Genomic DNA, 11,447 nt, shown 5'->3' with positions numbered 1-11,447 from the left:
GGGTCTGGCCAATCGATGCGACTGGCAGAATGCGCGACCGGCGGGCTCTCCTTCGAAAGCCCGCCGGTCAATTCGTCAACGGCGCAGACCGAGCTTCTCGATCAACGTCTGATAGCGCGCGTCATCCTTGCGCTTGAGATAATCAAGCAGGCTGCGGCGCTGGGAGACGAGAGCGAGCAGACCACGGCGGGAATGGTTATCCTTCTTGTGGTCCTTGAAGTGGTCGGTCAGGTTCTTGATGCGCTCGGAAAGGATGGCCACCTGGACTTCCGGAGACCCGGTATCGCCCTTGGCGGTTGCGAATTCACCCATCAATTCCTGTTTGCGCTCGGCAGTAATCGACATCGTGTTTTCCTTATCTGTTTGAGGAAACGGGTCGCCCTCAGCCGGGATGTCGTCCAGCAGGGGCCGGTGCAAGCAAAGCGACATGGCGCGATGCTGCGGCGCATATAGGGCAATTCCCCGGAAAACACCAGCCCATTCATAAAGCCGGCTTGTCGCAGCCTTTGCTCGGGAATCCAGGATTCCCCTGACACCGGAAGCTTACAGCCACTTCTTGCTTTTGAAGAAGACGATCAGCCCGACAGCAACGGCCAGCATGAACAGCAGCGAAGCCGGGTAGCCATAGTAGGCTTTCAGTTCCGGCATGTTCCACGGCGAGATATCGGGATCGAAATTCATCCCCCAGATACCGACCAGGAAGGTTAGCGGCATGAAGATCACCGAGACGATGGTGAGATAAGAGATGACGTCGTTGGTGCGCGCCTGGCTCAGCGACAAATGCATTTCGATCAAGCCGGTCAGCATATCACGCTGGTTCTCGACCAGCTCGATCAGCCGCAATGCGTGGTCGAGCGTGTCGTTGAAGAAGATTTTCGTCTCCGGCTTCACATAGGGCACGTCGTTGCGGATCAGCGTCGCCAGCGTGTCGCGCATCGGCCACAGCACGCCCTTGAGCACATTGGCGTCGCGCCGCAATTCGTGCAGCTGGCGCATCTGATGCTTGTGAGGCGTGTTGAGCATCTCGTCCTCGATGCCATCGACCTCCTCGCTAGCGGCCTCAATCGGCGGGAAATAGCTGTCGACGATGGAATCGATGAGCGCATAGGCCAGATAGTCGGCGCCGCGCATCCGCAAGCGGTTGGGCAACGCTGCGGCGATGCGCTTGCGCACGGGGTCGAACGGATCGCCTTCGCGCTCCTGGAAGGTGACGACGAATTTCTTGCCGAAGAACACCGCGATCTGCTCATAGCGATGCACCTTGACGTCGTCGATCATGCGCATGACGACGAAGGCGTGGTCCTCGAAGAAGTCGACCTTCGGCCGCTGGCCGGTGTTGACGACATCTTCCAGAGCCAGTGGATGCAGGTTGAAGATCCGGCCGATCTCCTCGATCAGCTGGATGTTGGCGAGACCGGTGCAGTCCAACCAGACGACCGGCCAGTTGTCGCAATGGGTGTTGAGATCGTCGATGCTGGCATCGTTGATGGTCTTGAATTTTTCAGGCGAAATCAGCGTCAGCCGCAGCTCGGACCGTCGCGCCGCCGGATCGGCGATCAGCGTGCCGGGCGAGGCTCCAACCGGCGGCCGGCGCGTTGTCACCGGCGCCCGCTTCTTCACCGCCTCAGCCTTTGCCATGTGCCCCTCGGATGTGACGTCGACGTAAAACTAGACGGGAGTGGTCAGCCGGCAAAGACCCGCTTCGGCTTGAACATGCCTTGCTCGATGGCGCCGATGGCGACAAGCTTGCCGCGCGCGGTGGCGCAGGCTTCCTCGGCTTCCACGGGCGCGTCGCGGCCGCGGATGATGACGGGATTGCCAAGGCGGATCTTGGTCGCCGCTTCGTCGCTGATGGCAATCTGCGGCAGGCAGTCGAGCGCGGCGGCCGTGTCGACGAGCAGCGCATCGATTGCGCCAAAGTCGATCGGCGCGTCGGCAACATCGGCGTCGCCCTCTTTGTCAGCTTCGCGCTGTTCGCCGAAACGGGCGGCTTCCAGTTCGGCGACGGTGACGAAATCCTCCTGGGTGAACGGCTCGACCTCGACCCTGCGCAATTCGGCGATGTGGCCGAAGCAGCCGAGGTCGCGGCCCATGTCGCGGGCCAGCGAGCGCACATAGGTGCCTTTGCCGCATTCGACCTCGAACAAAGTGTGGTCGGCAGCGTGCTCGACGATGTCCAGACGGCCGATCTCGATCTCGCGCGCGGGGATGTCGACTGTCTCGCCCCCACGGGCGAGATCGTAGGCGCGTTCGCCTGATATCTTGATGGCCGAGAATTGCGGCGGTGTCTGCATGATGACGCCGGTGTAGTTCGGCAGCAGCGCCCTGACATCTTCTTCCGCCGGACGGCGGTCGGAACTTTGCGTCACCGGGCCTTCGAGATCGTCGGTCGAACGCTCCTCGCCCCAAGCGACGGTGAACCGGTAGATTTTGGCGCCGTCCTGCACATAAGGCACGGTCTTGGTTGCCTCGCCCAGCGCGATCGGCAGCATGCCAGAGGCCAGCGGGTCGAGCGTGCCGGCATGGCCGGCCTTTTCGGCCTGGAAAAGCCATTTGATCTTGGAGACGGCTTCGGTCGAACCCATGCCAACCGGCTTGTCCAGCACCACCCAGCCGGAGATCGGCCGGCCCTTCTTCTTGCCGCGGCGCCCCACTATTTCTCGTCCTTGTCGTTGTCTTCGCCATCGGCACCCAAGTCTCGCGCGACTTCCGGCGATTTCAGCAAATCGTTGATCCTGGCGAAATTGTCGAAGGACGTATCGAGCTTGAAGCGGAACTCCGGCATGAACTTCATCTGGCGGAGCGCGCCGGAGACGCGGCCACGGACGAACTTCGCGTGCTTGTTGAGCGCGTCGATGACCGCACCCGTGTCCTTGGCGCCGAGCGGCGAAACGAAGGCCGTTGCGACCCTCAGATCAGTGGACATACGCACTTCCGAGACCGAAACCACGGTGTTCTCGATCAGCGGGTCGATAATCTCGCCGCGCTGCAAGGTTTCCGACAGCGCATGGCGCACCTGTTCGGCGACGCGAAGCATGCGCTGGGATGGGCTGGAGGCGGTTGGACGGGGCATTTTTCTCAATCCGGAAAGCGTGAGGCGCGGGATGGGACCGTGCCGCCATGTCTCATATTTGTTCTATGCATGTCGTTTATCCCGCACTTTTGGGCGACAGGCATTAATGTTAGGGCGGCGGTCTTTCGACCACCGCCCGGTCGTATCGACAGTATGCGAACTCAGAGCGTCCGGGTCACCATCTCGACGCGGAAGCACTCGATGATGTCGCCGACGCGCATGTCCTCGTAGTTCTGGAAGGCCATGCCGCACTCCTGGCCGCCCGGAACTTCCGCGACTTCGTCCTTGAAGCGCTTGAGGGTCTTCAGCGTGCCTTCATGGATGACGACGTTGTCGCGGATCAGGCGCACGCCCGCTCCACGCTCGACCTTGCCTTCGGTGACACGGCAGCCGGCGATCTTGCCGACCTTGGTGATGTCGAAGATCTCGAGGATCTCGGCATTGCCGATGAAGGTCTCGCGGCGTTCCGGCGACAGCAAGCCGGAAAGTGCTGCCTTCACATCGTCGACGAGGTTGTAAATGATCGAGTAGTAGCGGATTTCGATGCCCGCGGCCGCCGCGGCCGCACGTGCCTGCACGTTGGCACGGACGTTGAAGCCGATGATCGCGGCCCCCGAGGTCTCCGCCAGCGACACGTCGCTTTCGGTGATGGCGCCGGCGCCGGCATGAACGATGCGCGCACGCACCTCGTCGGTGCCAAGCTTGTCGAGAGCGGCGTTGATCGCCTCGATCGAACCCTGCACGTCGCCCTTGATGACCAGCGGGAATTCCTTCAACCCGCTCGTCTGCAGCTGCGACATCATCTGTTCGAGCGAGCCGCGCTGGCCGGCATGGCGAGCCACTGCCTTCTCGCGCGCCAGACGCTGGCGATATTCGGTGATCTCGCGGGCGCGGGCCTCGTTGTTGACGACAGCGAAGCGGTCGCCGGCTTGCGGCGTGCCCTGCAGGCCAAGCACCTCGACCGGCATTGCCGGCGGCGCCTCCTTGATCTGCTCGCCACGGTCGTTGACCAGCGCGCGCACCCGGCCCCATTCGTTGCCGGCGACGAGGATGTCGCCCGGCATCAAAGTGCCGGTCTGCACCAGTACGGTGGCGACGGGGCCACGGCCCTTGTCGAGCTGGGCTTCGATGACCACGCCCTCGGCGGTACGGTCCGGATTGGCCTTGAGGTCGAGGATTTCGGCCTGCAGCAGGATCGCCTCGAGCAGCTTGTCGAGGTTGGTGCCCTTGGTCGCCGACACTTCGACGTCCAGCACTTCACCGCCCATCGATTCGACGAACACCTCATGGCGCAGCAGTTCCGACCGCACCTTCTGCGGATCGGCATCATGCTTGTCGATCTTGTTGATCGCCACGATGATCGGAACGCCGGCCGCCTTGGCATGGCTGATCGATTCGATGGTCTGCGGCATGACGCTGTCGTCGGCCGCCACCACCAGGATAGCGATGTCGGTCGCCTGAGCGCCGCGGGCGCGCATCGCCGTGAAGGCGGCGTGACCGGGCGTGTCGATGAAGGTGATCTTCTGACCGTTCTTCTCGACCTGGTAGGCGCCGATATGCTGGGTGATGCCGCCGGCTTCGCCGGAGACGACATTGGCATTGCGGATGGCGTCGAGCAGCGAGGTCTTGCCGTGGTCGACATGGCCCATGATGGTCACGACAGGCGGCCGCGACACCAGGTCCTCGGCATTGTCGGCAATGTTGAACAGGCCTTCCTCGATGTCGGACTCGGCGACGCGGCGGACCGTGTGGCCGAATTCGGTGGCGACCAGCTCGGCCGTGTCGGCGTCGATGATGTCGCCCGGCTTCAGGATCTGGCCCTGCTTCATGAAGTACTTGACCACATCGACAGCGCGCTCGGACATGCGCTGCGCCAGTTCCTGGATGGTGATGGTTTCAGGCAGGATCACTTCGCGCATAACCTTCTCGCGCGGCTCATTATGCATCGCGCGCTTGAATTTTTCCTGGCGGCGACGCATCGACGACAGCGAGCGGGCGCGCGCGTCCTCGTCGGAAAGCGCCGTGTTGAGGGTCAGCTTGCCGCGACGACGGTCTTCCTCGGCCTTGGTCGGCTTGGCCGGGCGCGCCACTTCGGGCGTAACCGGACGGCGTACCGGGGCGCCGGCGGCGGTGCGCTTCGGCTTGACCTCTTCCTCGTCGTCCGATGCCACAAGCTCGGCAGCCTGCGGCGCGCGGCGGCGCGCTTCTTCCTCGGCGCGGCGGCGGGACTCGGCCTCGGTCTGCAGGCGGGCTTCTTCCTCGGCCTGACGGCGCGCGGATTCCTCGCGCTCGCGCTTGCGGCGTTCCTCATCCTCGTTGCGGCGCTTGGCCTCTTCGATGGCGCGTTGGCGGTCCTCGACGTCGCGAACCTTGGAGCCTTCGAGCGCCCTGCGGCGCGCTTCCATTTCATTGCGCGACAGTTCGTTCAGCACCATGCCGCCGCGTTCGGCCGGCGGCGGCGGAGGCGGCGCCTTAGGCGCTTCCTGCACGACGGGGGCTGCCACTACCGCGGGCTTGGGCGTAAATACGGGTGCAGCCACCGGCTCCGGCTTGTCGCCGGGCATGGAGAATTTGCGCTTCTTGATCTCGACCTGGACCTGCTTGGTGCGGCCATGCGAGAAATTCTGTCGCACGACGCTCTGCTCTGTACCGGGGCGCTTCAGCGTCAAGGTCTTCTTCGGTGTAACACTCAACGTCTTATCGTCGCCCGATTTCGTATCGCTCATTCCATATCCTCTGCAGCATCATCTTCGTCAGCAACGGCCGCAAGCATTGCCAGATCGTCGGGGGTTCCGCCCCGATATCGGTCGAGCGCAACCATGCGCCTCTCAACCGCCTTGCCCGCGTCTCCCGCGAGAACGGCAGCATGTATCACATTTGTACCCCCCAATGCCAAGCTCAACTCGGCCTCGGAGAAAAGTTTGTAGGCAAGGACTGCCGGCCCGCCGAGGTGGACAGTTGCCCGCCGCGCCTGACTGATCTTGCGCACGCCATCGTCGGATGCCTCGGTCGCGTGGAGCACGAAAAGCGCCGACCCCGAGCGCACCGCGCTCTCGACCTTGGTTGCGCCGAGTGCGATCGAGCCAGCCTTGCGGGCAAGGCCAAGCATACCCAAAGCGGATCGTGCAAGCAGTCCGTCGACCATGCCGCCGAGATCGGGCGGCACGACGACCTGCGCCTTGAAGGCGCGGGCAAACAGGTTCTTCGCCGCCGCCTTGTCGATATGTAGGCGGTCGGCGCTCACCCAACAACCACGGCCGGGCAGATTTCTCTTCAGGTCAGGAACGACGGCCGAATCCGGGCCGACGACGAAACGGATCAGCTCATCCGGCTCGGCTTGCTTGCGCGTGACGATGCAGGTGCGATCGTTCATCTCGTCCTGGGGCGGGTTGTGTGCGATGCGGTTTCACCTCACGCACCAACGGCTTCGTCAGCCGGGACCTGTTCGGCTGCAAGCTCGTCTTCGGTGATCCAGCCGGCCTTGAGGCGGGCTGCCAGAACCATCTGCTCGGCGTCGGCGCGCGACACGCCGTGATTGGCGAGCACACCCGGGAATACCTTGGTCTCGCCGTCCTTGCGTTCCTTCCAGCCGGTCAGGTCGTCGGCGGCATAGCCGGCGAAATCCTCGATCGTCTTCACGCCATCCTCGCCGAGCGTCACCATCATGGCGGTGGTGACGCCAGGGATCTCGCGCAGTTCGTCGGTGACGCCCAGCGCCTTGCGCTTGTCGTCATGCTCGGCTTCGATCTTCTCCAGATATTCGCGGGCGCGGGTCTGGATCTCCGAAGCGGTGTCTTCGTCGAAACCGTCGATCGAGGCGATCTCGCCCGAATCGACGTAGGCAACTTCCTCGACGCTGGTGAAGCCTTCGGAGGCCAACACCTGGCCGACCATCTCGTCGACATCAAGGGCTTCCATGAACAGCGACGAGCGTTCGACGAATTCCTTCTGGCGGCGCTCAGAACTCCTCGGCCTCGGTCAGGATGTCGATGTCCCAGCCGGTGAGCTGCGAGGCAAGACGCACGTTCTGGCCACGACGACCGATGGCAAGCGACAGCTGGTCATCGGGAACCACCACTTCGATGCGCTCGGCATCCTCGTCGAGCACGACCTTGGCGACTTCCGCCGGCTGCAGCGCGTTGACGATGAAGGAGGCAGCCGAAGGCGACCACGGGATGATGTCGATCTTTTCGCCCTGCAATTCGCCGACCACGGCCTGGACGCGGCTGCCGCGCATACCGACGCAGGCGCCGACCGGATCGATCGACGAGTCACGCGAAATGACGGCGATCTTAGCGCGCGAGCCTGGGTCGCGGGCGACCGACTTGATCTCGATGATGCCGTCATAGATTTCCGGCACTTCCATGGTGAAGAGCTTGGCCATGAACTGCGGATGGGTGCGCGACAGGAATATCTGCGGGCCGCGCTGTTCGCGGCGCACGTCGTAGACATAGGCGCGGACGCGGTCGCCGTACTTGTAGTTTTCACGCGGGATCAGCTCGTCGCGGCGGATAATCGCCTCGCCACGGCCGAGATCGACGATGACGTTGCCATATTCGACGCGCTTGACGGTGCCGTTGACGATCTCGCCGATGCGGTCCTTGTATTCGTCATACTGGCGGTCGCGCTCGGCCTCGCGCACTTTCTGCACGATGACCTGCTTGGCCGACTGGGCGGCGATGCGGCCGAAATCCATTGGCGGCAGCTGTTCGGCGATGAAGTCGCCAAGCTGGGCGTCCGGATTGCGCTCGCGGGCCGAGGAAATGGCGATCTGGGTGGCGTAGTCGTCGACCTTCTCGACCACTTCCATCAGCCGCTGCAGCTTCATCTCGCCGGTGTTGGCGTTGATGTCGGCGCGGATGTTGGTTTCCTGGCCGTAGCGCGAGCGCGCGGCCTTCTGGATCGCATCAGCCATGGCGGCAATGACGATCGACTTGTCGATCGACTTTTCACGCGCCACCGCGTCGGCGATCTGCAGCAGTTCAAGTCTGTTGGCGCTTACAACCATCTTATTTCTCCCGAGCTTGTTGCCGAGCTTTTAGGCCCGGCCGCTCATCATAGTTCCTGTTCGATTTCGTCTTCCGCGCCGCCTTCAGCACCTTCGGGTGCATCATCAGCTTCGCCGCGGCGTTTCTTGGCTTCCTTGCGTTCCCGGTTGTCCTTCGAAAGGGCATCGCGAATAAGGTCGTCGGTGAGGATCAGCCGCACATCGGCGATCGCGTCATAAGGAATGCGAACCGTCGGCTCTTCGCCGTAGGCGGCCTTGTCGCGCTCGAGCAGCATGTCGTCTTCGCCGGCTTCGGCGATCTTGCCCTTGAAGCGCTTGCGGTCGGCGACCGGCACCGAGGTTTCCATCTTCACAAGATGGCCGGTCCAGGTGACGAAATCCGACTTGCGTACCAGCGGCCGGTCGATGCCCGGCGACGACACTTCGAGATGATAGGCCTTTTCGATCGGGTCATCGACGTCGAGCGCCGGCGACACAGCGCGGCTGACCTCTTCGCAATCCTCGACGGTCATGGTGCCGTCTTCGCGTTCGGCCATGATCTGCAGCGTCAGGCCGTTCTGGCCCGACAGATGCACCCGCACGAGACGGAAGCCAATGCCTCGCAACACCGGCTGAACGATCAGCGCGATGCGCGCATCGATACCGCTTTCGCGGATGATGCGGTCGTCGGCTTCGCTTGCCGTTGCAGTCATGCGGTTCCTGTCGTTCTCTGGATCAGGATGATCGTCGTCCCGAACCATCTCTTTGCTGATGGCTGACCGGCAGGTAATAAAAAAGAGCGGGACCGGGTGGACCCACTCTTCGTCATACCGACCAAGAATTTGAGGCTGATATAAACGATCCCGGCCGGTGTTTCAAGTCTGTTGACGGGCCGGGCAGAGTGCAGCCGGGGACGGCTGGCAGGATTGCGCGCGGCGCATGCCGGCTATGCGGTAACGGCCCTGTGATCCCGGATTTCACATCCCTATCTATGTTGCACTGCACAAATCAAAGATGAGCGCGCGGTGGCGCGCGAAAGGTCAAGACAATGAGCAACCGTACCGTGTTTTCCGCCATAGGCGACGCCTTTGCCCTGTTCGGCAGCGCCGTTGCCGCCTCGCGGGCCGTCGAAGCCGGCCGCAAGCCGCGCGCCAACGATCTGCGCCGGCTCGGCATGGACCCGACCGCTTTCGGCAAGATCGGCCGTTTCTGAACCAGACCGGCTGTCGATGCGGGACACTTTCCCGCATCGAACTATTTTCTGATGAAGGTGAGATAGGCCGGCCGTCGGCCCTCGCGAATGGCTTTTGCCTCGTAGCGTGTGCCCGGCCAGCCTTCATAGGGCCGATGCCAGTCGGCCCCATCTTGCACCTGCCAGAGGAGCGCGCCATGCGCCCGACAGTGCAACAAGGTCCAGTTCACATAGGTGTCGATGTCGGATGCGAAGCGGAATTTTCCGCCCGGCTTCAGCACGCGCGCGAACCGATCGAGGTTGAGCGGGCTGACAAAGCGCCGCTTCCAATGCTTTTTCTTCGGCCAGGGATCGGGGTAGAGCAGATCGATGCCGTCGAGCGACGCCTGCGGCAACCAATCGAGCAGGCGCGTGGCGTCGTCGTCATAAACGCGAAGATTGGCAAGCGGCTTTTCCCGCACCGCCATCATCAACTTGGCCATGCCGTTGACGAACGGCTCGACACCGATGAAGCCGGTCGCCGGTGCCTCCGTGGCACGGTGCAGCAGATGCTCACCGCCGCCGAAGCCGATTTCCAGCCGAACCGTTGAAACATCCGCTGAGAATAGCGCGCGCAATTCTGCCGGTGCCTGGACGGAGAGGTCGAGGCCATACGCTCCAAGACCGCTTTCCAGCGCCGCGGCCTGCTGCGGGCGAATGGTCTTGCCGTGCCGGCGGCCGAAGAACCCTTCGGTCGCGCGGCTCCGCCTGTCCTGTGGATCCATGGCCTGGTCGCGCGCCGCGCTTAGATTGAGATGAGATTTGGCTGAAATCTCATTCTCAATCTAATCCTTTGTTGGAGCATGATCTTTTCCAAAAAACCGGTACCACTTTTTGGAATCATGCCTAAGCAGCGATCGCGTCCTTGAGCGCCTTGGCCAGATCGGTCTTTTCCCAGGAGAAGGACCCGTCTCGGCCGGCCTTGCGGCCGAAATGGCCGTAGGACGAGGTCTTTGCGTAGATCGGCTTGTTGAGGTCGAGATGCCTGCGGATGCCGGATGGCGACAAATCCATCACCGTGCGCAGCGCTTCCTCGAGCTTGGCCTCGTCGACCTTGCCGGTGCCGTGCAGGTCGACATAGACCGACAGCGGCTGGGCAACGCCGATGGCGTAGGACAGCTGGATGGTGCAGCGGTCGGCGAGCTTGGCCGCCACTACATTTTTGGCGAGATAGCGCGCCGCATAGGCGGCGGAGCGGTCGACCTTGGTGGTGTCCTTGCCGGAGAAGGCGCCGCCGCCGTGCGGGGCAGCACCACCGTAGGTGTCGACGATGATCTTGCGGCCGGTCAGGCCGGCGTCGCCGTCCGGTCCACCGATGACGAACTTGCCCGTCGGGTTGATGTACCACATGCAATCGTCGGCGATCTTGAGGTCGCCGAGCGCCTCACGGATGTAAGGCTCAACGACCTTGCGGACCTTCTTGGAATCCCAGGTCGCGTCGAGATGCTGCGTCGACAGCACGATCTGCGTCGCTTCGGCGGCTTTGCCATCGACATAGCGAACGGTGACCTGGCTCTTGGCGTCGGGTCCGAGCTTGCCGGCTTCGCCGTTGTTTTCGTGACGGGCAGCGGCGAGCAGTTCGAGAATCTTGTGGCTGTAATAGATCGGCGCCGGCATCAGGTCCGGGGTCTCGCGGCAGGCATAGCCGAACATGATGCCCTGGTCGCCGGCACCCTCTTCGCCCTGGCGGTCGGCGGCGTTGTCGACTCCCTGGCCGATGTCGGGCGACTGGCCGTGCAGCAGAACCTCGATCTTTGCCGTCTTCCAGTGGAAGCCGGCCTGCTCGTAGCCGATTTCGCGGATCGCCTTGCGGGCGACCGACTTGAACTTGGCCGGGTTGACGACCGAATGCCCGGCGGCGTCCTTGAGGATGTTGCCGGCTTTGTCCCGCTTCAGCAGAGTATCGGGAACCCTTACTTCGCCGGCGATGACGACGCGGTTGGTGGTTGCGAGCGTCTCGCAGGCGACGCGGACTTTCCACGGGTCCATGCCGGTCTTCTTGGCCTCGCGATAGACCAGATCGACGATCTCGTCCGAGATGCGGTCACAGACTTTATCGGGATGACCCTCGGCCACGGATTCCGAGGTGAAGAAGTAGTTCTGCCGCGTCACGGGTGTCCCCTCTTGAAAAAACGATCGGCAGGGCTGCCGATTTT

Annotated in this window: 10 protein-coding genes and 1 pseudogene; 1 reads left to right on the top strand and 10 read right to left on the bottom strand. The window is 62.9% G+C overall.

The window, feature by feature from the left end:
- Positions 1-75: 75 nt before the first annotated feature.
- From rpsO to rimP, 8 genes and pseudogenes are all read right to left on the bottom strand, one after another.
- Positions 76-345 carry a 30S ribosomal protein S15 gene (rpsO, locus tag AC3EMP_RS07690; protein ID WP_006202929.1) on the bottom strand — a complete coding sequence of 90 codons (270 nt, stop codon included), beginning with the start codon at positions 343-345 and terminating at the stop codon, positions 76-78.
- A gap of 198 nt (positions 346-543) precedes the next feature.
- The gene (corA, locus tag AC3EMP_RS07685) at positions 544-1,638 is read right to left on the bottom strand and encodes a magnesium/cobalt transporter CorA (RefSeq protein ID WP_023692583.1); all 1,095 of its coding nucleotides are present in this window, start codon (positions 1,636-1,638) and stop codon (positions 544-546) included.
- A 44-nt stretch (positions 1,639-1,682) separates the two neighbouring features.
- Positions 1,683-2,654, bottom strand: a complete 972-nt coding sequence (gene truB, locus AC3EMP_RS07680; protein WP_023692584.1) for a tRNA pseudouridine(55) synthase TruB — start codon at positions 2,652-2,654, stop codon at positions 1,683-1,685.
- Positions 2,654-3,073, bottom strand: coding sequence for a 30S ribosome-binding factor RbfA (gene rbfA, locus AC3EMP_RS07675; RefSeq protein WP_023669558.1), 420 nt, complete (start codon positions 3,071-3,073; stop codon positions 2,654-2,656). The genes truB and rbfA overlap by 1 nt, the downstream gene beginning before the upstream one ends.
- Positions 3,074-3,234: 161 nt before the next feature.
- Positions 3,235-5,799, bottom strand: coding sequence for a translation initiation factor IF-2 (gene infB, locus AC3EMP_RS07670; protein WP_023669557.1), 2,565 nt, complete (start codon positions 5,797-5,799; stop codon positions 3,235-3,237).
- The gene (locus tag AC3EMP_RS07665; protein WP_023726862.1) at positions 5,796-6,446 is read right to left on the bottom strand and encodes an RNA-binding protein; all 651 of its coding nucleotides are present in this window, start codon (positions 6,444-6,446) and stop codon (positions 5,796-5,798) included. The genes infB and AC3EMP_RS07665 overlap by 4 nt, the downstream gene beginning before the upstream one ends.
- A 38-nt stretch (positions 6,447-6,484) precedes the next feature.
- Positions 6,485-8,081 (bottom strand): annotated as a pseudogene (gene nusA / locus AC3EMP_RS07660) (transcription termination factor NusA).
- Between the two features lie 47 nt (positions 8,082-8,128).
- Positions 8,129-8,773, bottom strand: coding sequence for a ribosome maturation factor RimP (rimP, locus tag AC3EMP_RS07655; RefSeq protein WP_023669554.1), 645 nt, complete (start codon positions 8,771-8,773; stop codon positions 8,129-8,131).
- 335 nt (positions 8,774-9,108) lie between these two features.
- Here rimP and AC3EMP_RS07650 point away from each other — a divergent pair, with 335 nt between their 5' ends.
- Complete coding sequence (locus AC3EMP_RS07650) at positions 9,109-9,273, top strand: hypothetical protein (RefSeq protein WP_023669553.1); 165 nt, start codon at positions 9,109-9,111, stop codon at positions 9,271-9,273.
- A gap of 41 nt (positions 9,274-9,314) precedes the next feature.
- On the opposite strand, the gene trmB is transcribed toward AC3EMP_RS07650, so the two are convergent.
- Positions 9,315-10,016, bottom strand: coding sequence for a tRNA (guanine(46)-N(7))-methyltransferase TrmB (trmB, locus tag AC3EMP_RS07645; RefSeq protein ID WP_023669552.1), 702 nt, complete (start codon positions 10,014-10,016; stop codon positions 9,315-9,317).
- Between the two features lie 121 nt (positions 10,017-10,137).
- Complete coding sequence (gene metK / locus AC3EMP_RS07640; RefSeq protein WP_023669551.1) at positions 10,138-11,403, bottom strand: methionine adenosyltransferase; 1,266 nt, start codon at positions 11,401-11,403, stop codon at positions 10,138-10,140.
- Positions 11,404-11,447: the final 44 nt, after the last annotated feature.

Source organism: Mesorhizobium sp. P160219, from assembly GCF_057786095.1.
The sequence above is the reverse complement of the archived record's forward strand: the minus strand, read 5'-3'. Positions and strand labels throughout refer to the sequence as shown.

Coding starts and splice junctions, on each gene's coding strand:
- rimP (WP_023669554.1), bottom strand. CDS start 8,773: ATGACTGCAACGGCAAGCGAAGCCGACGACCGCATCATCCGCGAAAGC.
- AC3EMP_RS07665 (WP_023726862.1), bottom strand. CDS start 6,446: ATGAACGATCGCACCTGCATCGTCACGCGCAAGCAAGCCGAGCCGGAT.
- infB (WP_023669557.1), bottom strand. CDS start 5,799: ATGAGCGATACGAAATCGGGCGACGATAAGACGTTGAGTGTTACACCG.
- rbfA (WP_023669558.1), bottom strand. CDS start 3,073: ATGCCCCGTCCAACCGCCTCCAGCCCATCCCAGCGCATGCTTCGCGTC.
- corA (WP_023692583.1), bottom strand. CDS start 1,638: ATGGCAAAGGCTGAGGCGGTGAAGAAGCGGGCGCCGGTGACAACGCGC.
- AC3EMP_RS07650 (WP_023669553.1), top strand. CDS start 9,109: ATGAGCAACCGTACCGTGTTTTCCGCCATAGGCGACGCCTTTGCCCTG.
- trmB (WP_023669552.1), bottom strand. CDS start 10,016: ATGGATCCACAGGACAGGCGGAGCCGCGCGACCGAAGGGTTCTTCGGC.
- rpsO (WP_006202929.1), bottom strand. CDS start 345: ATGTCGATTACTGCCGAGCGCAAACAGGAATTGATGGGTGAATTCGCA.